The sequence below is a fragment of the Prochlorococcus marinus CUG1417 genome, assembly GCF_017695975.1.
Classification (GTDB): Bacteria; Cyanobacteriota; Cyanobacteriia; order PCC-6307; family Cyanobiaceae; genus Prochlorococcus_A; species Prochlorococcus_A marinus_AG.
In genome coordinates, this window is sequence record NZ_JAAORN010000002.1 from 271,594 (window position 1) to 293,169 (window position 21,576).

The following is a 21,576-nucleotide window of genomic DNA, read 5'->3' on the forward strand; positions in this document are numbered from 1 at the left end:
TGTGGTAGATCCCAATAATATAGAAAGTCCTGAATATATGAGAAGTGAGAATGGAGATATTAATAATAACTATTGGATCAATAGACTTCTTAATTGGTGGAGTGGGTTTAGTTTAAGAACAAAATTGTTGGCCATAGCCACTCTCGTTGTAAGTCTCCTAATGACAGGAATAACCTTTTTTGCACTAAATAGTATTCAAAGAGATGCAGGAATGAACGATACAAGATACGCTCGCGATCTTGGCTTGTTGTTATCTGGGAATGTGACTGAATTAGTTGCTAATAACCAAAAAAAAGAAATTTCAAATGTAGCTGAAAAGTTTTGGAGATCAAGTCGAAATTTACGTTATATATTTTTTACGGATGCCGAGGATATAGTTCAACTTGGTATCCCCATTAGTGCAACCCCAACAAGTTCAGATAATCAATACCAACTAACTAGAAGACTAAAATTACCATCAGAATTAAAAAAAAGACCGCAATTCCCTTTAGTTAGACAGCATGCAACACCTCAAGGGCAAGTTACAGATGTATTTGTCCCGATGTTGTGGAAAGGTAAATACCTTGGGACTTTAGCTTTAGGAGTTACCCCCAATAAAAAAGCATTAGCCAGTGCTGCGCTCACAAGAGAAGTTACCATAGCTGTTTTTATTTCTATTTGGGTTTTAGTAATACTTGGAGCTGTATTCAATGCTCTGACAATAACAAGGCCTGTAAGGGAGTTAGTAAGAGGTGTAAGAGAAATTTCGAAAGGAAACTTTAAATCCAGAATTTCTTTACCTATGACAGGAGATCTTGGAGAACTACTAAATGGATTCAACCGAATGGCTACTCAGTTAGAAAATTATGACGAGGCAAATATTGAAGAACTTAAAGCCGCTCAAATAAAGCAACAATCTTTAATAGCAACTATGGCTGATGGTGCAATATTATTGGACTCAAGAGGTAAAATTGTACTTACTAATCCGACAGCAAAAAGATTATTTCGTTGGGAAGGAAGATTCTTAGAGGGTAAACATTTTTTAAATGAAATCCCCGAAATTTTGTCTAACGACTTACATACCAATATAGAATCCATTTTAAACAGAGAAAAAGAGAAGGATGATTTAAGATTCAGCTTAGGAGAACCAGCCAGAACTTTAAGAATTGTCTTGCAATCTGTTTTAGATACAAACAAAATCGAATTAAAAGGTATTGCAGTAACAATACAAGATTTAACTAGAGAAGTAGAACTCAACGCAGCACAAAATAGATTTATCAGTAATGTTTCCCACGAATTAAGAACACCACTTTTTAACATCAAAAGTTATGTAGAGACTTTACATGATTTGAAAGATCAGCTTACTGATGAAGAACAAATCGAATTTCTTGGTATTGCAAATTCAGAGACTGATAGGTTAACAAGACTTGTAAATGACGTATTGGATTTATCAAGATTAGAGTCCGGAAAAATAATCCAATTAGAGCAAATGGATGTAAAAACAGCAATAGAACAAACTCTCAGAAATTATAGACTAAATGCTACAGAAAAAAATGTTTCACTAGCACATGACATAGAAGAGAATATTCCCTCTATTCTTGGAAATTTTGATTTACTTTTACAAGTTTTTGATAATTTGCTTGGTAATGGATTGAAATTTAGTCCAAAAAACAGCACTCTTATCATAAGAGCTTATACTTGGCCAGATTCCTGTCCTGCTTTCCCTCCAACTAGCAAGAACGATGAGGCCCCTCAATGTGAGTTAGTATCACCATTACCAAAAGTAAGAATTGAGATTGCTGATACAGGCTCAGGGATATCTCAGGCCGATCAAGAGAAAATATTTGATCGTTTTTATAGGGTAGAGAATGCAGTTCATACTGAGCAAGGAACGGGCTTAGGTTTGTCTATAGTGCGAGGAATAATTGAAAAACATGGTGGGAACATCCGTATGGCGAGTGAGTTGGGAGTAGGAACAACCTTCTGGTTTGATTTATCCTTAGCACAATCTGACAAAGATGAATTATTGACAAAATCTATTAATAATTCAGATTCTTTTTCAGGAGCCGAAATTAGTTAAAATTTCTAATTATTTTCTATTCCTTTAAAAACATTTTGAACATTTTGGTCAGGCATTACTCTGTGAGGAGCACCACTAAATATTTGTTCAAAATTAGAAAAAGAATCTTTTATTTCTGGGCCTCTATTAGTAATAATAAATTCTCTTATTCGTTTATCGTGCCATGACCCACGCATTTTAAATACATTTAAAGCTCTAGCCATTTCTCCTTTTATTTCCACATATTGAAGCAATAATATGGTATCGGTGATTGTTGAGATGTGAGAATCAGTTATAGAATGGCTTCCCATAAATTCTTCTGCAGTATTAGTAAAAAAGCCTGCTATCTCCTCCTGTTTTGTATAACCAGTTACTGCTATTACAAATTGTCTAAATGCATTCAAACTTACACCTCTAGCTAATGCAGAAAGAGAATCAATTGCCATCCTTTTTGGTTTAAATTGATTAATTTGGGTTTTTATGATTTGCAAATGATCTTCTAAACCAGTTGATTCAGGATATGCACAAATAATTTTTAATAACCCATCACTTTCCATTTTTTCAAAATCTATTCCCCAACTAGTCGCATTCCTAAGCAATTGCGCTCTAGATTCTTCATATGCAAAAAGTATTGCTCTCTCACTATTGTTATAAGCATCTTCAACAAATTTAGATACAAGCATTGTCTTGCCTGTACCGGTAGCTCCAGTAGCAAGGATGATGGAATCTTGAAAATATCCTCCCCCACACATTTCATCAAGATCTTTGACTCCAGAGCTAATCCTAATATTTGAGGATCTCTGAGTTAATCTCATTGCACCAAGGGCAAATACACTGATACCATCCATCCCCATAGTAAATGGATATTCTCCTTTCATATGTACAGTGCCCCTTAACTTCAAAACTTCTAGAGTTCTTCTTCTCTTTTCCGATTCAAGAACATTCCTTAATAAGACAACATTATCAGATACAAATTCTTCTACACCATATCTTGCAATCGGTCCGTAATCATCAACTCTTTCAGTTGTCATAACTGTTGTTACACCTATTTCTTTTAATCTTGCTATTAGTCGAAATATTTCTCTTCTAACTACGTAAATGGCATCATACTGTTGAAAAACGGCAGTTATTGAATCTATCGCAACTCTTTTAGCTTTATATTTTCTTATTGCATAACTTATTCTCTCAATAAGACCGGACAAGTCAAAATTACCAGCAACATCCTGACCATCAGGATCAGGAGAGGCATCCAATATAAATAACTTATTTTGATCAATTAATTCTTGTAAATCCCAGCCAAAACTTGCAGCATTTCTAATGATATCTAAAGGCGACTCCTCAAAGGTGACGAAGATCCCAGGCTCATCAAAATTACAAATTCCATGATGTAAATATTGAAGGGAAAAAACAGTTTTACCAGTCCCTGATGTCCCACTAACAAGTGTACTTCGAGATACAGGTAATCCACCCCTGCAAACATCATCAAATCCCTCTATCCCAGTAGGCAGTTTTTGTACCTGCATTTTATTTGACTTACTTAATTTCTTATCTTTCATAGTTGTAGAAGAATTAATCGAAAAAAGTTTAAATCACCTTTTTCATAAAAGTTTTTCTATGATTATTATCTATCTCCACTATATTCACTTTCCTTTAATTCATCAAAAAGAAGATCTAAGCCGATTAAAACTTTTTCTCTATCAGAGAGATCACCAATTATTTTTCTTACAGGTGGAGGTAATATTTTAGCTAAAGTTGGCGTAGCCAAAATCTTATCTTCTTCTGCAAGTTGTGGTTGCTTAAGTACATCGATAACTTTCAAGGCATAAACTCCTTTGAATTCATTCTCTAATATTTCTCTTAAAGTATTTAACGCTCTCATTGAATTAGGAGTATTTCCAGCAACATAGAGTTTCAAAATATATGTTTTTCTTGCTGCCATCTTCAAGCTCCCCAAATTGATTTCTAAAGATTTAAAACCCTTGACTTATTACACTATAAAATAAGAAAATAAATAAACAATTATGATCGCTTATCTGGCTTAATCAAATTACAAATTTGAGCCTAATGGCGTCTACACTTTATGACTAACTCTAAAAACTCCTCAAGCAATTCTTCCAAAAAAAAAGAGTTGTATGCAATAGCAGAAACTTCAGGTCAACAATTTTGGTTCGAGGTTGACAGATACTATGACATCGACAGGTTAAATGCAAAAGAAAAAGACAAGATAACGCTAGAAAAAGTTTTACTTTTGAAGGAAAATGATTCTATCTCAATTGGAAAACCTTACGTTAAAGATGCAAAAATTGAATTAGAAGTAGTCTCACATAAAAGAGATAAGAAAATTCTTGTATATAAGATGCGTCCAAAAAAAAAGACAAGAAGAAAGATGGGACATAGACAAGAACTTACAAGAGTTATGGTAAAATCAATATCAACAGGTAAAAGTGCTCCTAAGTCCTCTTCAAAAAAGGATACAGTTAAAAAGGAAACTAAACCAAAATCAGAAAAAACTGCAAACTAATCATCTCTAATGGCACATAAAAAAGGTACAGGTTCCACAAGAAACGGTAGGGATTCAAATTCCAAAAGACTGGGTGTAAAAGCTTATGGCGGAGAAAAGGTATCTGCTGGATCAATTTTAATTCGCCAAAGAGGTACATCATTTTTGCCAGGAATCAATGTAGGCAAAGGTAAAGATGACACTCTTTTTGCACTAAAAGAAGGAACCGTAAGTTTCGAAAGCATTAAACGAAATTTAAAAAATAGAAAAAGAGTTAATATAGTTATTTAATTTTCTTATAAGCTCTTGTAGTAATAAGAATAGGATGAAAAACTTCCAAAAACATTGATTGAAGAGTCTTAAAAAAACTTTCAACAACTTGAGTATCGTCAATATGGAAAGGATATTCATTCTTTTCTCCTTTATAAAAATACCAATTAAATAAAGCAATAGAGTTAGAATCCATAAATTGATTAAAGATCTCAATTTGAGAAGCTGGTTCGGCAAGATGTTCCAAAACATCAAGACAAACTATGGTATCAAATTTCGAAATTTTTGTATCTTTTATTGTCTTGCAAAAAGTAAGTTTTTTTTCGACTCCTAATTCCTTAGCCCTGTACTCAACAAAGTTTCTATTTGCTTCATTAATATCTACAAAAAAAACATGTTCAACTTTTGATGACATAGCATTAGCTAAGGCATGCGTTCCAATCCCTCCTCCGAAATCTAAAATTAAGTCTCTTGAAAATCTCTGCTGAAGTCTTAAAGTATCTGCGATATAGTCCTTGCTTGTTATGTGCCAAGCAGCTAAATCAGCTATGTGCCTATCTCCAACAATCTCAGTATAAAAATCCGAAACATCATTCAAAGCATCCCCAGGATGTGAATTTGCCAAATTCATCTTTGCATTTGCAAGGAATCCATCTAAATCACATTCTCTAATAGATAAGTATTCCATTAAATGTGATTTCAAATTAAAAGCATTGTTTAAAAACTCTTTTAAAATTAAATTATTGTTTTTCAATTTCTTACTCTAAATTTCAGATAACAAAATCATAGAATGGTTATAAATCTTTCTCAAAGTATTCTTAATATTAAAAATGGAAACTAAAGATGGATTCTTAGTAATTAATAAAGATAAAGGCTTGACCTCGCATGATTGCGTCAAACAAATAAGAAAGTTACTTAATACAAAAAAGGTCGGTCACACAGGTACTCTTGACCCAGAAGTTATTGGGACATTACCGATTGCGATAGGCAGTGCTACAAGATTTATTCAATATCTACCTCAGGGTAAAACTTATATAGGGCAAATTAAATTAGGGATAAGAACTAACACTGACGATATTCACGGAGAAATAATTAATCAAAAAAGTTGGCCTAAAATCAGTGATGAGAAATTAGATCAATGTTTAAATAGATTTAGAGGAATTATTAAACAAATTCCGCCGAAAGTATCTAGTGTTCACGTTAATGGTGAGAGAGCTTATAAAAAATCTTTCAGGAATGAAATTTTTGAATTGTCACCAAGAGAAGTAAAAATAGACGAACTTATTTTAATGAAATGGGACAAAATAAACGGAATCATAGAAATAAAAATCAAATGTTCAGCAGGTACATATATTAGAGCAATTGCAAGAGATATAGGAGAAGTTCTTAATTCTGAAGGTTGCCTTTTACAATTAAAAAGAATTTCTGCTTGTGGCTTTGATGAACAAAAATCGATAAAAATATCTGATATCGAAAAAGGAAAAAAAACCTCGAAAAATTTTATTATTCCAACAATTTCTGCTCTTAATCATATTTCAACATTTGTCTTAAGTAATGCAGAACAAATCAATTTTTGGCAAACAGGACGAGCTATTAAAGTTGATATTAATTACTTTGAGGAAAGCAAATCTTTTGACTATAAAAAACCCATAAAAGTAATAGATAAAAAACAAACACTTCTTGGGATAGGCTTCTTGAATGCAGATCAATCTAATATAAATCCAAAATTAGTTCTTAATGCTAGATAACCTCTAGAGGTAATCTTTTCTAAAAGGTTTAATCTGCACACCCCTATAAAAATACTTTAATATTCTTTCAGCTTTTATGCCTCTAGAAGCCAGATATTTAGCACCCCATTGACTCATGCCTACTCCATGGCCTGATCCATGTCCAAAAACTATCAAACCATTTTTTCTGGGAAATTTATTGTTTAATTCTTCCTCAAAAAATTTAAATCTCACAAAATTACTATTGAGCCCTAATCTTTTTCTTAAAACTACTCCAGACATTTGCTCAGAACCATAAGCCCCAATAAGTTTTACATTTTTCACCCTCCCCGTACTAGTAATATCTAGAATCTCTATATTTCTTAACCCTCCAATCTTAGGAAATAAATTTGTTAATTCACTACTCGAAAATTTTTTTTGCCATCTAAATTTTGGATTATTTTTATCAAAATCTTTAACACTTGATAAATATGGATATTTGTTTTTCCATACATCTTGACTATTTTCTGTAATTCCACCTGAGCTGCTATGAAACAAAGCATTAATTAATTTATTTTTATACGTCAAAACTAAAGATCTTGTACTTTTAACGGCTCTGATAGTTTTATAAGTTCTTGACTCCAAGCCGTTATAGACTTGATTCTTCTGGGTTGAATCTATATCAAATAAATTATTTCCCTTTTGCTTTAAAGCATAAGTTCTAGATGCAATTGCTTGCGCTTTTAATGCTTCAATAGGCCATTTTGTTGGCATCTCTGAACCAACTACACTACTTAGGTATTTCTCGATTCCTAAAACATTCACTACCAATATTTCAGAATCAAGAACAAAGAGATTAAGCTTACCAGAAAATCTCTTCTGACCTACCCATATACCTCTTCCATCAGAAGATCTAACTTGAAATTGTTGATTACTTTTTAAGTCATATTTTTTTTGTTTATTTTTATCAAAATATAAAATTTTTCTATTTTCCTCATTTTTCAGAGTTAAGCCTTTTATTTTTTTATTTGAAAAAAATTTTCCCTCTATTGTTAAAGGAATTGATCTGTCTGATCTAATCCTTAAATTCTTATTTTTTGATATTAAAACTCTGATTATTGGCTCTCTGGATGCAAAAGCTCTCTCACTCTGATAAACACAAATAAATAAAATACTAATCAGGCAAAACTTACTACATTTATTTTTAAATTTAAGTATCACTTTGTTTAAAAACAAATACTGAATTTGCCTAAGTTTGACTAAAAGTCTAGATTTAATCCAGATATAAAAATAAAAATATCATAAATAAGTGAATATCACCTTTTTAGGAACAAGTTCAGGAGTACCATCTTTAACAAGAAATGTTTCTTCACTAGCACTTAAATTATCACAGTCATCAGAAGTTTGGCTTTTTGATTGTGGAGAGGGCACGCAACATCAAATAATGAAAAGCAATATTAAATCTTCACAAATCAAGAAAATATTCATAACACATATGCATGGAGATCATATTTATGGTTTGCCTGGACTTTTGGCTACCTTGGGTTTATCAGGGAATAGTAAGGGTATTGAAATTTACGGTCCTTTAGAGTTGCGAAGCTTTATAAATTCTGCACTTAAAAGCAGTTTTTGCAAATTGTCGTTCCCATTGCATTTTGTGGAAGTTGAAAATTTTGCATCAAAGAATAGAATTTTATTTGAAAACAATCAAATAAAAGTTAATTGCGCCTGCCTTAAACATAAAATACCCGCTTATGGTTATCGAGTGAGTGAAAAAGAAAAGCCAGGAATATTTGATATCAAAAAAGCACAGTCCCTAAAGATAGCGCCTGGACCAATTTATTCAGAACTGCAACAAGGTAAAAAAGTTGTTTTAGCAGATGGCAGGACATTTGATGGAAAAGAATTCTGTGGACCCCCGAGAGAGGGTAAAAGTTTTGTTTATTGCACAGATACAGTCTTCAGCGAATCAGCTGTTTCATTATCGAAAAATGCCGATTTACTTGTACATGAATCGACTTTTTCAGAGGAGGATGAGAGCATGGCCTACGAAAAATTACATTCCACAACAATCATGGCTGCCAAAACGGCATTATTATCTAATACAAAAAAATTAATTATTACTCATTTAAGTCCAAGATACACTAATAAAAATCCAATAACTCCAAGCGATTTGCTTAAAGAAGCTCAAAAAGTTTTTCCAAATACTCAGCTTGCAAAAGATTTTCTAACGGCAGAAATAAAATAAACTGCAACAGTTCGTGAGCAGAAGGGTCGTAAACGACCAACCCATGGAATAATAGTCTTAGGTTTTCTATATTGATGTTGATCGAAATGGTTTCTATGTTTTCATCACTACATAAGTCTTTAAAAAGACTATTTATTTTTCTTCCATTAATTATTGGTTTACTTATTAATCCAATCTCTGCAAACGCACTCTATCCTAGTGATCCTTCATCAGTTGACGTACTAAAAGATGATCTTCACGGTGCAGACCTTCATAATACTGAATATGTTAAATATGATTTATCTAATCAAGATTTAGGGGAAGCTAATCTTCAGGGGGCATATATGAGCGTTACAACTGCAAAAAACTCTAGCTTTAAGGGAGCTAATATGACTGACCTCATTGCATATGCAACACGCTTTGATAATGCTGATTTTACGGATGCAAATCTTACCAATGGTGAGCTAATGAAAAGTGTTTTTGATGGAGCAATTATAGATGGAGCAGACTTTACTGATGCAAATCTTGATCTTTCTCAAAGAAAATCATTATGCGAAAGAGCTAGTGGAACTAACTCACAAACTGGGGTTAATACAATTGATAGTCTTGAGTGCACCGGGTTAAAAGGTTACATGCCTCCAAAGCCAAAAGCATAATATCTTGAGCTAACTAACTTCAGAAGGGAACGTATTACCAGGCTCTTTTGAGCCTGGTTTTTTGCTATACCACCATTCTTGTATATCAGAAGAAAATTTCTTTGAAAAAAGAGTTATAACTGTCTCAACAGGTTTTGATCCGGGCTCCAAAATCTGTACTGAGTAAGATGGACATTTTCTTGAAGCCATATCAGCAACGAACCTAGAACCTATTCTTCTCCAGCTAGGTTCCTTACTTCTCCAAGCAAGCCTTGAACAGGGCCAAGGCAACTCTTCCCTATCATATAGTCTGCAACAAGGTCCAATTACTTTATAACTATACTGACCTCCATAACTTGATTGAACACTGCCAGTCTTGAAAAATTCAAATTTATTCATTTACAAAAAAAAGCCACCTTTTTAGAGGGTGGCAGAGAAATAATGAATAATCAACTTAGAAAAGTTAATTTTTTAAAATTAATACAATTCTTCCTCAGCATGAGTTGTAATTGTTACATCAGATGTTGGATAAGCAACACATGTAAGAACAAAACCAGCTTCTAGTTGGTCATCATCCAAGAAACTTTGATCTGATTGATCAACACTACCTGAAGTAACTTTTCCTGCACATGTTGAACATGCTCCAGCTCTGCAGGAGTAAGGGAGATCAATACCTTGTTCCTCAGCCGCATCGAGGATGTACTGGTCATCAGGTACTTCAATAGTTGAATTGAGACCTTCACCTTCGCTGATGAGTGTAACTTTGTAAGAAGCCATTTAAATAAAAAATTGTTGGTAATTAATACCTATCAAATACATTTTTAACATCGATTAGGACGTTATGTGAGATTTTGAAGTAAAAAATGACACAATAAAATGTATTAAAGCGTATCTATAAGAAAAACTTATACTTAGATTGGGCCGCTCGCTTTTTGCGCTGAAATGCATGCCCAATCTTTTCTAGTTGATACACCCAATAATTTCAAGTCATTCTGAATTAAAATTTTGATAATTTCATCTTTTTGTGAATTAAGAATTCCACTAAAAATGACTTCCCCATCGTTTCTCAAGCAATTATAAATATTTGGAATCATTTCTTTTATTACTTCAGCAAGAATATTGCATAAAACAAAATCAAATTGTTTTAGTTGATTTTGTAAGATTAACTCATTAAAAGATCCCAAATATGTATTTAAGTTGTTTGAATTACCAAAATTTAATTGAAAATTAGAGTTAGTTGAATTTATAGCTAAATAATCATTATCCACTGCACAAACCTCTTTGGCGCCAAGCAATCTTGCAGCAACACTCAAAATCCCACTACCACTACCAATATCTAATACCTTTTTATCTGAAAATGAAATATTCTCCATTTTTTCCAAGCAAAGATAAGTCGAAGGGTGACTTCCTGTGCCAAAGGCTGCTCCAGGATCAATTTTTATGATTTGTTTGTCTTTAAATTTTTCATCTAGATTTATCCAACAAGGAAGTATTAAAAAATTATTTCCTACTAGTTCAGGCGACCAATATTTCTTCCAGCTGTTCAGCCAATCTTCCTCTTTAATGATATTCCAATCAAAAAATTGATTATGCTGATTATTAATGTTTAGAAGTTTGCTAATTATTTTTTCAAAACCAATTCTAGAACTCTCGTCCCAAGCATCAATTGGAAGCCATATATTCACCTCTTTTTTACTTTCATTTTTAATTAAATATTCAAACGAAAAACTGAATATCCCCAGCTCATTTAATTGCCAAATAATAATTTCTTCTAAATCACTTTCTATCAGAAAAGTTACTTTGTACCAATCTTTAATTGCCATTATATAGAGCAAGCCTCTTTATAATGTCACTGGATTAGCGTTGGTAATTCCATCAACTTCAATAATGGTATCAAGCAACTTAGTAGGTATTGGATCATCAATACTTAAAACCATAACAGCTTCCCCCCTGACAATTTTCCGGCCTACTTGCATTGAGGCAATATTTACATTGTTGCTACCCAATAAAGACCCCAGCTTGCCTATGATTCCAGGCATATCTCTGTGCCTAGTAACCAACATATATCTACTTGGAGATACGTTAACTGGGTATTGATCAATACTAATAATTCTTAATTCTCCATCAGCGAAAATACTTCCTGCTACGCTATGGTTCCCATTATCCCCAAAAGTAGTTAACTGAAGCGAACCACTAGCAAATTCTGGTCTTGCCTCATCTTTACTTTCGACAACTATAATGCCTCTGGAATCAGCTTCAAGAGATGCATTGACATAATTGATCCTATCTCCCAAAGCTTTACTTAGAAGGCCTTTTAGACTAGCTATTATTAATGGCTGAGAAGGATGTTGAACAAATTCGCCTTGAAGCTTCACTTCAAGTTTTTGAATCTGACCACCTGAAAGCTGGCTTATAAGAAGACCCATTGTTTCAGCCAACTGCAAATGAGGTTTTAGGCTATCCATAATATCAGGACTCAAACCTGGAATATTTACTGCAGTTCTAGCAGACAAACCAAGCAAGACGTCTCTGATTTGTTCTGCAACATCAACAGCTACATTTTCTTGTGCTTCTCGGGTAGATGCTCCTAAGTGAGGGGTAAGAATAAGATTCTTTTCAACCTTCAAAAGTGGTGAATTAGATTCCAAAGGTTCTTTAGAAAAGACATCTATTGCAGCTCCTCCTATCAGTGAATTATTTAAAGCTTCTGCTAATGCTTCTTCGTCAATTAAGCCTCCTCGAGCACAATTAATTAATTTTGCGCTACTTTTCATACTTTTGAGAACCTCCATGCTTACTAAATTCTCTGTCTCTGGTGTGCGAGGCAAATGCAAAGTTACATAATCAGATTGTTTGAATAAATCCTCTAGTTCAGATAGTTTAACTTGTATTTGTTGAGCCCTTTCAGTTGATACAAAGGGATCGTATCCGTAAACTTCCATTCCTAATGCATTAGCAACTTTCGCTACATGAGCACCAATTTTCCCTAAACCTACTACACCTAATTTTTTCTTATAAAGCTCATTACCAACAAATTTCTTTCTTTCCCATTTACCTGACAAAGTACTACTATTAGCAATTGGAATATGTCTAGATAAAGCCAACATCATAGCTATAGTATGTTCAGCAGCAGCTATTGTGTTGCCCCCTGGAGAATTAACAACAAGAACTCCTTTTTGCGTAGCAGCCTTAACATCTACATTATCAACTCCAACTCCTGCTCTTCCAATAATTCTCAGTTTACTTGAAGAGTTAATAATCTCTTCAGTCACTTGAGTACCAGAACGAATCATTAAAGCATCATAATCTTTAATAATGGAAGCTAACTCAGAGTCTGAGATTCCTATCTTTTGATCAACCTGAGCAACTTGTGAAAGAATATCTATTCCTGTTTGATCAATTGGATCTGTAATGAGAACTTTTGTCATTTAAGATTGGTTCTTTAATCTTTTACTTTAACTTAATCTATAGTGTATGTATCTTATTTTATTAATTTGAATAACACACAAACATTTGAGGATTGAAATTTGACTAAAAGTATTGTGATATTTGAAGACATTGATAAATGTATCCAGCTATTTGATGTTTTCAAAGAAAAGTCAGTAATGCTCTCTGAAGCTATTTTGATCCCACCAATAAGTGAGAAAATATCATCAGAAGAAACAGAATTGCTCAATGCGAAAGCAAATATCTTATTTAAATCTCAAAATTTTGAAGATATAAGAATCTTAAATCCTAAACTTGATAGAAAGATCAGACAACAAGATATGAGTAGATGGCTAATGCCATTTGGGTTTATAGCTGGAATAGCTTTTTCTAATATGACAAATTTATCGACCTTCAGCTTTCTTGGTTTAAATAACATTGGGGAATCATTAATTGGAGGTCTTTTAGGAATGGGTTCAGGATATTTAGGAAGCATTGTTTCTTCTGCAAGTATCAATATTAATAGAAATAAAGAGTTAAGATCGATCATTAACTTTAATAAAGAGGGTAAATGGCTAGTTCTACTTGAAAATCAAATTGGAGCAGAATTACCATGGGCTTTGATAAAACAATCAGAAGCAAAAGATATAATTTTTTTAGAAGGCTAAATGATTGACTTAAAAGAGATCTTAATAAATTCAAACTACAAAAAAGAAACTGAGGAATTAATATACATTGCTAACTTAGCCTACAAACACTGGGAAACTTATTGGACTGGGTTTAATTCAACTTATGTTTGCGAAGAGATTTTAAAAGATTTTGAAAATTTAAATGATTTCAAATTTTTTATTTATGGAGGATTCTCCTCGTCTCAAAGATCTAGGATAGCTTGCTTTAGAGAAGATAATATTCCTGAAGAGGATGCGCTAAAAAGAAATTTTCCAGCTCAAGGAATAAAAATTAATGGAAATTTTTTATTTGATAATGCTACACAAGACGACTTTAGATCCCTCTTAATTGAAAATGGGATTAATCAAATAAAAGTTGGAGATATATGGACTATTGGCGATAGGGGAGCACAAGGGATAATTGATAATTCAAATATTAATCATCTAGATGAAAAGATTTTTTATTTAAGAGACGTAAAAGTAAAAGTTAATGTAGTAAATATAGATGAATTACAAATACCTTCTGGAAGATCAAAAAAACTTGTCAATACAGTAGAAGCTTCAACAAGATTAGATGCTATAGCTTCAGCTGGCTTTAGGGTATCTCGAACCAAAATCATTGAAAGGATAGAAAATGGAATGCTCAGATTAAATGGAAACAAAGTTAATAAGCCAACAATTAATCTAAAAATTGGCGACAAACTAGAGCTTGAAAATAAAGGATTTATCGAAATTCTAAATTTAGAAATAACCAAAAGAGAACGATGGAAAGTTAAATTACTTAGAAAATGAAACGCAACCTGCTATTTTCTTATAAGGGGGATTAAAAATTCCTCAATTAGGGCGATTAGCTCAGTGGTAGAGCACTACCTCGACACGGTAGTGGCCACTGGTTCGAATCCAGTATCGCCCATTAAAATTATTGACGACCAAGGTTATATCCACAGAAAATAATTTCATTTTTTAGATTATTAAAAAAGATGAAACTTAATCAAATAATTAATCTACATAAGGGACTCACTGCATTTGTAGTGATAGGCCTTATGATTTTTTTTGAAAATTTTACGATCGCTCCTTACGTTTATTTAGCTCTGCATGGTACTTATGGATTACTTTGGCTTCTGAAAGAAAAGATATTCCCAGATCCTTATTTTAAAGAAAAAATCAATTTTTTAACTTCAGTTACTGGTTTTATTTTCCTTGGAAGTTACTGGGTAGCTCCCTACATTCTTATCTCATCTCAGAAATCTGTTCCAAATATCGTAATAGCTGCATCTGTATCTATAAATATAATTGGTGTATTTCTACACTTTGCTAGTGATGCCCAAAAATATTTTTCTCTTAAATTAAAAAAAGATCTAATTAAAGACGGATTTTTCAAAAATATAAGGAATACAAATTATCTAGGTGAAATACTAATTTATCTATCATTCGCCATACTTTCAATGAGTTTTATACCATTAGCAATTCTTGCAATATTTTTCTCTATAGTTTTTCTACCAAGGATGATCAAAAAAGATAAATCGCTCTCAAAATATGATTCATTCGAAGAATACAAAAAGAAAAGTGGTCTTATATTGCCAAAATTAAATGCCTGATAACAACTTACCCAGTTGGAGGCAAGATTTAAAATCTTCAAGAAAAAAAGAGGGCAAATCACCCTCTAATAGATGGATACAGCTTGCAACAGTCAGCGAAGAAAATGAGCCAAGATTAAGAACAGTTGTTTTCAGAGGATGGCATAAAGATAGTTCAATGATTATTTTTACAGATAGAAGAAGTGAAAAAATTGGGCATTTAAAATCTAACCCTAATGCAGAAATATTATGGTTCTTTTTGAAAACCAAATCACAATATAGATTCAAAGGAAAAATAAATGAATTAAGTGATAACAAAAATTATTGGGATTTACTACCAGAAAAATCAAAATCTTCTTGGTTTTGGGGATCTCCTGGAGAAAAAATAAACCCAGAAGTCCAATCTACTTATGAAATATTATCCAATCGACCAAAGTCAGAAAATTTTGTAGTTCTAAATTTTGAAATTGATTCAGTAGATCTTCTTAAACTAGAACAGCCTATTCACAAACGATATCTTTGGGAAAAGACTAAGAAATGGGAAAAAGTTGAAATTAATCCTTAAATATTTCTAAATTGTATATTTAGGTTGAAAAACCATTAGTGATCAGTCAGTTTTAAAAAAGAAGAATTATTCAAATGAATTTCTCAGAAATTCCAGAAAACCCTTTTATTTTTTTATCTTGGGTGACAGCTATAGGGCTATTTATAAGTCTTTCTGAAGCAACAATTAAGATAAAACTTGAGAAGAGAAACAGTTATCGAAAAAGGTTAGAGCTTATAAATAACCTTTATCCTAAAAATTTAGCTTGAAGTGTCTGAAAGTATGTTCGCTTGAAGAAATTGAAATAAGCCACCCTTACTTATTTCTTCTTTAACTTCAACCTCCTTAGAAATTTTTGATTTTGTTGAAGAAATGATTTCCTCTTCATCTTCTGATTTCAAAATTCTGATAATGACTTCATCTAAAGAGAAATTACCAGGCCCTGTTAATGCAATTGAAGTTGCTGAAGCGAAATACAATAGTAGAAGCTCTAGTAAGAAAATATTAAAACCTGAAGTAACAAGTGCATGATATATAGCTACAGAAATTGTTCCCACAATTGCCAAAGCCCCGAATCTTGTGGCTAAGCCGATAATTAGTAACCAACTACCACCTATTTCAGAAAATGCCGCAATGTATGATAAAAAAATTGGGAAAGGAAGGTGTAAAGGTCTGACAAAAGCATCAGCAAAATTTTCTATATTGGCTAACTTCTCATAACCGTGATGAATAAGAACAGTTCCAGTTATAACTCTAAGAATTAATAAAGCAGTATCTTTGCTAAACGACTTGGTAAGAATTGTTGAGAGCACTATAAAAAAATTATCCTTAAGTAAAAATAACTAGTCACGGTATCCATCGTGGATTAAACCGCAAAAGTCGCGCCTAATTAAGTATTTATACTTAGGCCCTAATGAATTCTTTTTCTGATTAGGGATTCAACTAAGTTAAAAGTTATTTTTTGAATAATCTTCTAATATTCTCTGATTGATTTTCGGAATATTTTCTTTAAACTTGAAAAAACCTTTTTTGGCGAATTTCCAGGCAAATAAATCTTCATCTCTAACAAGGTTATAAATTTTTTTATTGTGTATATTTTTGAATTCAGTAATGAAATCATAATTTTCTCCCACTCCTGGATAGATAATGTCTATTTCGTTAGTATTTTTGAATGTAATTTCCAGTGAATTTGAAGAAATCTGTTCAACATTATCAAATTGCTCTACAAATTCGGAGATCAAATCTTGTTTAAATTTCAAAACAGATTCAGACAATTTAATTTGTCTTTGTTCATTCTTTAAAAGGATAATAAATACTTTTTTATAGCTTGGAAGTAAATTTTTAAAGGTTGCAAGGTGCAGATCATTTTCAAACATAATAAGAATATCCGATTTAGGATCCATATCATTTTTATAAATCTCGTCTTCTAGTGGTATTTGATTAGTTTCTTCAAGAAAAATTTGTTGATTACTTATTTTTTCTGAATTAAATCTATTATTTGAAAATTTCCTGAGGTTTGATGATGAAAAAAGATATTGCTTTCCCTTCGTTTGCAATCCTCCGACCCATCTCCAGCTAAGGAGATTAGATGCAGCATCACCATCAAATAGATATTTAAAGAAAAACTTTGCTCCCAATTGCCATGGGAGGCCTAAATTAAATATCCAAGTACTTGCAAACCACATTCTTGTATGGTTATGCAAATAGTTGTACTGCTTTAATTCATGGACCCAAGAATTAAAAAAATCTATTTCTGTATTTCCATTAATTGCACTTTCATATAGCTCATAGTCAAAATCGAGATTGTTTTCTGAAATAAAATTTCGCCATACTTTAGGTCTATTTTCCATCCACCCTTTCCAGTAAACTCTCCAAAATATTTCTTCAACAAATTTAGTTGAATTTTTGATTTTGTACTTACACTTAATATCATGAATCAGATCATATTCCGATAATATTCTATGAGTAATGAAAGGTGATAATTTTGAAACTGAACTTTCATTATTTGGCCCAAAATCAAAATTTCTTAATTTTGCATAATCATTAATTTTGTATTTTGCAAAATTTTCCCAAGTATTTTGAGCTTTTAATAAAAATGACATTTTCTGATAACTGTAAAAAATTTTTTTTTGTATTGATAGAAATTTCAAAAATTTGCCTACAAATTAATCTTCAAAATTTTCTTTTTAACTTTTAAGTAAATATGTTTGATTGAAGTATTTAATTTAAACTCCTAATCCGTACATTTTATACTCTTAAATCTCTCTCTGCGTAGGAGGATATTTAGCGTTCAATTACTTTTTAAAATCTAATTTTAATTTTCAAATCTTTATTTAAATGATTTTTTCTAAAAGGTATTTAAATATTTATCAAAATTATTATGAATAATTTATTTGTAAGAGATGCTAAGTATCTAGATGAACAATACAGAATAGGTGAAGGCATAATTTCGGATGGTGCATTTAATCAACTTGAAAAGCTCTTTATTCCCCTTGATCCAGAGCCTGACTACTTTAATCAAAAAAATAATAAATTTTTGCCAAAATTAGCTAAAGAAAACTATAAAGAATTTTTGAAAAGTTTATTATTAAAAACAAGATTAAGCATTCAACCAAAAATTGATGGCTGTGCTATTGCAATTAGATATATAGATGGCAATTTTAATAAAGCTATTACAAAAAAAGGATTAGATGTCTCAAGCAAAATTAAACAAATTAAAAATGTCCCCGATTGTATTCCTATCAAACGAGATTTTCAAATTAGAGGTGAACTATACGCTACAAACCAAGTTGCCGGCATTTCCCAAAGAATTACAAGAAAATACCTCAATGATAAGAAAGGGATTGAAAAAAGTCTCAGCTTTTGCTGTTTCCAAATACTTAATGGAAGACTTAATCAATACGAAACCCTTAACTATCTTAAAAAATGTGGCTTCAGCACCCCTGAAAGTTACTTCACAAATCATACAAGCGAAGTCCAAATATATAAAAAAAATTGGTTAGAGAGAAAAATATTTGCGAAATATCCAACTAATGGGATAGTTATAAAAATAAATAGTAGGAAATTACAATTACTTAGAGAGAAAAGTTTATCTCAAAATAACGAATGGCAATATGCAATTCAAAAACCATACTAAAAAGTACCTTAAAAAGAGCTCACGATACTTACTTCCAGTATATACAGTGGAAAAGTAATTAAATTTTGGTTAAATTCCAAAGCAATTTGCAGGATTACTAAATGACTGCCACTATTTCAAGACCTAAAATCTCTAACTGGGAAACATCTAATATTCCAAACCTTTCAGGCAAAATAGCACTAATTACTGGTGCGAATAGTGGTCTTGGATACTACACTGCGAAGGCCTTAGCAGAAAAAAATGCTCATGTTGTTATAGCTTGTAGATCGCTTGAAAAAGCTAATCAAACTATCAAAAAACTTAAAGGTCTTAATCCTGAAGGATTATTTACACCTTTAGAATTAGACTTATCAGATTTAAAAAATATTGTTGAAGTTCAGTCCAAAATTTTTGATAATTTTGAAAATTTAGATTTACTAATCAATAATGCAGGCATTATGCATCCGCCTAAAACTCTTAGTGCCCAGGGATATGAAATACAATTTGCAGTTAATCATCTGGCTCACATGCTTTTGACTCTTAAGCTACTTCCAATTATTGAAAAAAAAGAAGAATCTAGAATAGTGACTGTTACTTCCGGAGCACAATTTTTTGGCAAAGTTGGTTGGAAAAATCTGAAAGCCGAGAACTATTACAACAAATGGGAATCTTACTCCAATAGCAAATTGGCAAATGTAATGTTTGCTTTGGAACTAAATGAGAACTTAAAGCACAAAAATATACTTTCTCTAGCTGCTCACCCAGGAATTGCAAAAACAAATCTCTTCACTGCTCAAAAACCTAACCCTGGCCCATTAGAAACATTCTCATTGGAATTATTTAGCCCTATTTTTCAAACTGCTGAGATGGGTGCTTTACCTCAACTTTTTGCAGCTACTTCCCCAGACGCTAGAGGCGGTGATCATTATGGTCCTAGATTTAATTTCAGAGGTCATCCAAAACTATCCCCTACTTCTCCTTTCGCCATGAATAAAAAAGAAAGAAAAAATTTATGGGGGAAAAGCCTCGAAATACTCAATAACTTCTTATAAATTTTTCATTTTTACTAACTTTAGAAAATACTTCAAGATATGTAATTCACTCTCTGAGAGTTTCATAAATTCTGTTAAGGCATCATAATTTTTTTCATCAATTTTTTTTGACAATTGAATAAAACTATCATGGTTTTCATTAACAAAGCGCTCAGCAATTTGAGACGGAGTCAAACCCTGTTCAATTAATTCACCTGGAGCATTTTTCTCCCACTTTTCATAAAACCAAGAGAACCAATATTTTGCAGTATTATCTTCCATTAATTAACTTTTCTTGGGCGAATACTATAAATACTGAAGAAAAATCTCATGATTGAATTACCCCTTAAACACAATTAATATAAATGCAATTATAAATTTAATGATAGAGAATCATTCAAGTAAAAGAAATATTAATCTTGTAATTGGATTAGGTATATCTGGATTTTGGGCTGCCAAGTATTTGAAAAGCATCAATAAGAGAGTAATTGTTTGGGAAAGTAAAGATGGGATAGAATTCTTAGAAAGAAAAACAGCATTAGAAGAGCTTAATATAATAGTTTCTCTGAATAAAGAATTTATATTTGAAAAAATTCAACCTTTTGTGAAAGAGATCGAATCTGTTGTTGTAAGTCCTTCAATACCTTATGACCACATAACTATTATTGAATTAAAAAAAAAGGGAATTAAAGTAATTGGAGAAATTAATGTTGCATGGGAAATTTTAAAAGACACAAATTGGATAGGTATTACTGGCACTAATGGCAAGACTACTGTTACTCATTTACTAAGTCATATACTTTGTAATACTGGATTATATGCTCCTTTTGCTGGAAATATTGGTACACCTTTATGTAAATATGCTCACTCCAATAAACATGAAAAAATTGATTGGGTTGTCGCTGAATTAAGCAGTTATCAAATAGAAATATCTCCAGAAGTAAAACCTAATATTGGAATATGGACAACCTTCACAGAAGATCATCTTGAAAGACATAAAACACTTGAAAACTATTTCAACATAAAAAAAAGCTTGCTAGAAAAATCTGATTTAAGAATTTATAATTATGACGATAAAAACCTAAGAAATCACTACAGTTCGCTATCAAGAGGGGTTTGGATAACAACTAGTTGCGATAAATCAAATTTTATTCATTGCGATTATTGGATAGATGATCAAGCATATATTGTTGAGAGAGGAAAGAAATTATTCAAACTTGAACATTTTTCTTTAAAAGGAATGCATAATCTACAAAATCTTTTATTGGTAATTGCAGCAGCAAGAAAAGTTGGATTATCTGGGAAGAAGATTAAAGATTCTTTATCTAATTACAAACAATTACCCCATAGGATGGAAACAATTTATAAAAATAATGATCTGGAAATAATTAATGATAGTAAAGCTACAAATTTTGACTCATCTATTGCAGGAATAAGTTCAATTGAAGGTCAAATAATAATCATTGCTGGAGGTAGATTAAAAGGGAATGAATATAGTGAGTGGATAAAAGTTTTAAAGAAAAAAGTTAAATGTGTTTTCCTTTTTGGAGAAAGCGCAAAAGTCCTAAAAATGGCGCTTATTAATGAAGGATTTAAAAAAAATATTTTTATATTTTCAGAACTAAAAGAACTTTTAAATTTTGTTTTTCATTATTTACAAAATAATAAGGTTGGAACATTATTATTCTCACCTTCATGCTCTAGTTTTGATCAATTTAAAAATTATGAAGAGCGTGGAGATTATTTCAAGAAACTAATAAGTGAAAAATTAAAGGTTAATAAATCCATTTTTTGTACAAGTATCATTTCGTAATTTTCAGGTCGGTCATCACAACCGTC

25 protein-coding genes and 1 tRNA gene are annotated in these 21,576 nt (G+C 31.8%); 15 read left to right on the forward strand and 11 right to left on the reverse strand.

Annotated elements, in window-relative coordinates; translation table 11 throughout:
• Window position 1: 1 nt before the first annotated feature.
• The gene (locus HA140_RS07535) at window positions 2–2,059 is read left to right on the forward strand and encodes a HAMP domain-containing sensor histidine kinase (protein WP_209040513.1); all 2,058 of its coding nucleotides are present in this window, start codon (window positions 2–4) and stop codon (window positions 2,057–2,059) included.
• Between the two features lie 5 nt (window positions 2,060–2,064).
• Here HA140_RS07535 and kaiC read toward each other — a convergent pair whose 3' ends face one another.
• The gene (kaiC, locus tag HA140_RS07540) at window positions 2,065–3,594 is read right to left on the reverse strand and encodes a circadian clock protein KaiC (RefSeq protein WP_209040514.1); all 1,530 of its coding nucleotides are present in this window, start codon (window positions 3,592–3,594) and stop codon (window positions 2,065–2,067) included.
• A 65-nt stretch (window positions 3,595–3,659) separates the two neighbouring features.
• Window positions 3,660–3,977: a circadian clock protein KaiB gene (gene kaiB, locus HA140_RS07545; protein WP_209040515.1), complete on the reverse strand. Its 318-nt coding sequence runs from the start codon at window positions 3,975–3,977 to the stop codon at window positions 3,660–3,662.
• Window positions 3,978–4,118: 141 nt separating this feature from the next.
• On the opposite strand from kaiB, the gene rplU reads away from it, so the two are divergent.
• Both rplU and rpmA read left to right on the forward strand, forming a co-directional pair.
• A complete protein-coding gene (rplU, locus tag HA140_RS07550; protein ID WP_209040516.1) occupies window positions 4,119–4,559 on the forward strand; it encodes a 50S ribosomal protein L21 in 441 nt (146 codons plus the stop codon).
• 9 nt (window positions 4,560–4,568) lie between these two features.
• Complete coding sequence (gene rpmA, locus HA140_RS07555; RefSeq protein ID WP_209040517.1) at window positions 4,569–4,829, forward strand: 50S ribosomal protein L27; 261 nt, start codon at window positions 4,569–4,571, stop codon at window positions 4,827–4,829.
• On the opposite strand, the gene HA140_RS07560 is transcribed toward rpmA, so the two are convergent.
• Window positions 4,822–5,496, reverse strand: coding sequence for a class I SAM-dependent methyltransferase (locus tag HA140_RS07560; protein ID WP_209040518.1), 675 nt, complete (start codon window positions 5,494–5,496; stop codon window positions 4,822–4,824). The genes rpmA and HA140_RS07560 overlap by 8 nt on opposite strands.
• A 142-nt stretch (window positions 5,497–5,638) precedes the next feature.
• Here HA140_RS07560 and truB point away from each other — a divergent pair, with 142 nt between their 5' ends.
• A complete protein-coding gene (truB, locus tag HA140_RS07565; protein ID WP_209040519.1) occupies window positions 5,639–6,556 on the forward strand; it encodes a tRNA pseudouridine(55) synthase TruB in 918 nt (305 codons plus the stop codon).
• Window positions 6,557–6,559: 3 nt separating this feature from the next.
• On the opposite strand, the gene HA140_RS07570 is transcribed toward truB, so the two are convergent.
• Window positions 6,560–7,735, reverse strand: a complete 1,176-nt coding sequence (locus tag HA140_RS07570; RefSeq protein WP_209040520.1) for a SpoIID/LytB domain-containing protein — start codon at window positions 7,733–7,735, stop codon at window positions 6,560–6,562.
• An 88-nt stretch (window positions 7,736–7,823) separates the two neighbouring features.
• On the opposite strand from HA140_RS07570, the gene rnz reads away from it, so the two are divergent.
• Together rnz and HA140_RS07580 are read left to right on the forward strand one after the other, a co-directional pair.
• Complete coding sequence (gene rnz / locus HA140_RS07575) at window positions 7,824–8,762, forward strand: ribonuclease Z (RefSeq protein ID WP_209040521.1); 939 nt, start codon at window positions 7,824–7,826, stop codon at window positions 8,760–8,762.
• A 74-nt stretch (window positions 8,763–8,836) separates the two neighbouring features.
• A complete protein-coding gene (locus HA140_RS07580; RefSeq protein ID WP_209040522.1) occupies window positions 8,837–9,397 on the forward strand; it encodes a pentapeptide repeat-containing protein in 561 nt (186 codons plus the stop codon).
• Window positions 9,398–9,406: 9 nt separating this feature from the next.
• Here HA140_RS07580 and HA140_RS07585 read toward each other — a convergent pair whose 3' ends face one another.
• The 4 genes from HA140_RS07585 to serA form a co-directional block, all read right to left on the reverse strand.
• Complete coding sequence (locus HA140_RS07585; protein ID WP_209040523.1) at window positions 9,407–9,775, reverse strand: hypothetical protein; 369 nt, start codon at window positions 9,773–9,775, stop codon at window positions 9,407–9,409.
• Window positions 9,776–9,853: 78 nt separating this feature from the next.
• Window positions 9,854–10,153, reverse strand: coding sequence for a ferredoxin (locus HA140_RS07590; RefSeq protein ID WP_011376994.1), 300 nt, complete (start codon window positions 10,151–10,153; stop codon window positions 9,854–9,856).
• A gap of 134 nt (window positions 10,154–10,287) precedes the next feature.
• Window positions 10,288–11,199, reverse strand: coding sequence for a 50S ribosomal protein L11 methyltransferase (prmA, locus tag HA140_RS07595; RefSeq protein ID WP_209040524.1), 912 nt, complete (start codon window positions 11,197–11,199; stop codon window positions 10,288–10,290).
• 18 nt (window positions 11,200–11,217) lie between these two features.
• Window positions 11,218–12,804: a phosphoglycerate dehydrogenase gene (gene serA, locus HA140_RS07600; protein ID WP_209040525.1), complete on the reverse strand. Its 1,587-nt coding sequence runs from the start codon at window positions 12,802–12,804 to the stop codon at window positions 11,218–11,220.
• 99 nt (window positions 12,805–12,903) lie between these two features.
• Here serA and HA140_RS07605 point away from each other — a divergent pair, with 99 nt between their 5' ends.
• The 6 genes from HA140_RS07605 (at window position 12,904) to HA140_RS07630 (ending at window position 15,860) form a co-directional block, all read left to right on the forward strand.
• Window positions 12,904–13,470: a hypothetical protein gene (locus HA140_RS07605; RefSeq protein ID WP_079340182.1), complete on the forward strand. Its 567-nt coding sequence runs from the start codon at window positions 12,904–12,906 to the stop codon at window positions 13,468–13,470.
• Entirely contained in the window at window positions 13,471–14,262 is a 792-nt protein-coding gene (locus HA140_RS07610; protein WP_209040526.1) for a photosystem II S4 domain protein, read from the forward strand. It begins immediately after the preceding gene.
• Between the two features lie 49 nt (window positions 14,263–14,311).
• Window positions 14,312–14,383 (forward strand) — tRNA-Val (locus tag HA140_RS07615).
• 67 nt (window positions 14,384–14,450) lie between these two features.
• Complete coding sequence (locus HA140_RS07620; RefSeq protein WP_209040527.1) at window positions 14,451–15,068, forward strand: methyltransferase family protein; 618 nt, start codon at window positions 14,451–14,453, stop codon at window positions 15,066–15,068.
• Entirely contained in the window at window positions 15,061–15,612 is a 552-nt protein-coding gene (locus HA140_RS07625; RefSeq protein WP_209040528.1) for a pyridoxamine 5'-phosphate oxidase family protein, read from the forward strand. The genes HA140_RS07620 and HA140_RS07625 overlap by 8 nt, the downstream gene beginning before the upstream one ends.
• Window positions 15,613–15,686: 74 nt before the next feature.
• Window positions 15,687–15,860, forward strand: a complete 174-nt coding sequence (locus tag HA140_RS07630) for a hypothetical protein (RefSeq protein ID WP_209040529.1) — start codon at window positions 15,687–15,689, stop codon at window positions 15,858–15,860.
• Here HA140_RS07630 and HA140_RS07635 read toward each other — a convergent pair.
• Together HA140_RS07635 and HA140_RS07640 are read right to left on the reverse strand one after the other, a co-directional pair.
• Window positions 15,852–16,403, reverse strand: coding sequence for a DoxX family protein (locus HA140_RS07635; RefSeq protein WP_209040530.1), 552 nt, complete (start codon window positions 16,401–16,403; stop codon window positions 15,852–15,854). The two genes, HA140_RS07630 and HA140_RS07635, sit on opposite strands and share 9 nt — an antisense overlap.
• A gap of 135 nt (window positions 16,404–16,538) precedes the next feature.
• Window positions 16,539–17,693 (reverse strand): FAD-binding domain-containing protein, encoded by a 1,155-nt coding sequence (locus HA140_RS07640; RefSeq protein WP_209040531.1) that lies wholly within the window; start codon window positions 17,691–17,693, stop codon window positions 16,539–16,541.
• A 278-nt stretch (window positions 17,694–17,971) separates the two neighbouring features.
• Between HA140_RS07640 and HA140_RS07645 the strand changes: the two genes are divergently transcribed.
• Together HA140_RS07645 and HA140_RS07650 are read left to right on the forward strand one after the other, a co-directional pair.
• Entirely contained in the window at window positions 17,972–18,727 is a 756-nt protein-coding gene (locus tag HA140_RS07645; RefSeq protein ID WP_209040532.1) for an NAD-dependent DNA ligase, read from the forward strand.
• Window positions 18,728–18,828: 101 nt separating this feature from the next.
• The gene (locus HA140_RS07650; RefSeq protein ID WP_209040533.1) at window positions 18,829–19,758 is read left to right on the forward strand and encodes an oxidoreductase; all 930 of its coding nucleotides are present in this window, start codon (window positions 18,829–18,831) and stop codon (window positions 19,756–19,758) included.
• On the opposite strand, the gene HA140_RS07655 is transcribed toward HA140_RS07650, so the two are convergent.
• Entirely contained in the window at window positions 19,753–20,019 is a 267-nt protein-coding gene (locus HA140_RS07655; RefSeq protein ID WP_025900824.1) for a hypothetical protein, read from the reverse strand. The genes HA140_RS07650 and HA140_RS07655 overlap by 6 nt on opposite strands.
• A 100-nt stretch (window positions 20,020–20,119) precedes the next feature.
• Here HA140_RS07655 and murD point away from each other — a divergent pair, with 100 nt between their 5' ends.
• Window positions 20,120–21,550 (forward strand): UDP-N-acetylmuramoyl-L-alanine--D-glutamate ligase, encoded by a 1,431-nt coding sequence (murD, locus tag HA140_RS07660; RefSeq protein ID WP_209040534.1) that lies wholly within the window; start codon window positions 20,120–20,122, stop codon window positions 21,548–21,550.
• Window positions 21,551–21,576: the final 26 nt, after the last annotated feature.

Excerpts from the sequence above, each read along its gene's own strand:
- kaiC (WP_209040514.1), bottom strand. The coding sequence starts at position 3,594 with ATGAAAGATAAGAAATTAAGTAAGTCAAATAAAATGCAGGTACAAAAA.
- kaiB (WP_209040515.1), bottom strand. The coding sequence starts at position 3,977 with ATGGCAGCAAGAAAAACATATATTTTGAAACTCTATGTTGCTGGAAAT.
- rplU (WP_209040516.1), top strand. The coding sequence starts at position 4,119 with ATGACTAACTCTAAAAACTCCTCAAGCAATTCTTCCAAAAAAAAAGAG.
- rpmA (WP_209040517.1), top strand. The coding sequence starts at position 4,569 with ATGGCACATAAAAAAGGTACAGGTTCCACAAGAAACGGTAGGGATTCA.
- HA140_RS07560 (WP_209040518.1), bottom strand. The coding sequence starts at position 5,496 with ATGGAATACTTATCTATTAGAGAATGTGATTTAGATGGATTCCTTGCA.
- truB (WP_209040519.1), top strand. The coding sequence starts at position 5,639 with ATGGAAACTAAAGATGGATTCTTAGTAATTAATAAAGATAAAGGCTTG.
- HA140_RS07580 (WP_209040522.1), top strand. The coding sequence starts at position 8,837 with ATGTTGATCGAAATGGTTTCTATGTTTTCATCACTACATAAGTCTTTA.
- HA140_RS07585 (WP_209040523.1), bottom strand. The coding sequence starts at position 9,775 with ATGAATAAATTTGAATTTTTCAAGACTGGCAGTGTTCAATCAAGTTAT.
- HA140_RS07590 (WP_011376994.1), bottom strand. The coding sequence starts at position 10,153 with ATGGCTTCTTACAAAGTTACACTCATCAGCGAAGGTGAAGGTCTCAAT.
- prmA (WP_209040524.1), bottom strand. The coding sequence starts at position 11,199 with ATGGCAATTAAAGATTGGTACAAAGTAACTTTTCTGATAGAAAGTGAT.
- serA (WP_209040525.1), bottom strand. The coding sequence starts at position 12,804 with ATGACAAAAGTTCTCATTACAGATCCAATTGATCAAACAGGAATAGAT.
- HA140_RS07610 (WP_209040526.1), top strand. The coding sequence starts at position 13,471 with ATGATTGACTTAAAAGAGATCTTAATAAATTCAAACTACAAAAAAGAA.
- HA140_RS07620 (WP_209040527.1), top strand. The coding sequence starts at position 14,451 with ATGAAACTTAATCAAATAATTAATCTACATAAGGGACTCACTGCATTT.
- HA140_RS07625 (WP_209040528.1), top strand. The coding sequence starts at position 15,061 with ATGCCTGATAACAACTTACCCAGTTGGAGGCAAGATTTAAAATCTTCA.
- HA140_RS07630 (WP_209040529.1), top strand. The coding sequence starts at position 15,687 with ATGAATTTCTCAGAAATTCCAGAAAACCCTTTTATTTTTTTATCTTGG.
- HA140_RS07640 (WP_209040531.1), bottom strand. The coding sequence starts at position 17,693 with ATGTCATTTTTATTAAAAGCTCAAAATACTTGGGAAAATTTTGCAAAA.
- HA140_RS07645 (WP_209040532.1), top strand. The coding sequence starts at position 17,972 with ATGAATAATTTATTTGTAAGAGATGCTAAGTATCTAGATGAACAATAC.
- HA140_RS07650 (WP_209040533.1), top strand. The coding sequence starts at position 18,829 with ATGACTGCCACTATTTCAAGACCTAAAATCTCTAACTGGGAAACATCT.
- HA140_RS07655 (WP_025900824.1), bottom strand. The coding sequence starts at position 20,019 with ATGGAAGATAATACTGCAAAATATTGGTTCTCTTGGTTTTATGAAAAG.
- murD (WP_209040534.1), top strand. The coding sequence starts at position 20,120 with ATGATAGAGAATCATTCAAGTAAAAGAAATATTAATCTTGTAATTGGA.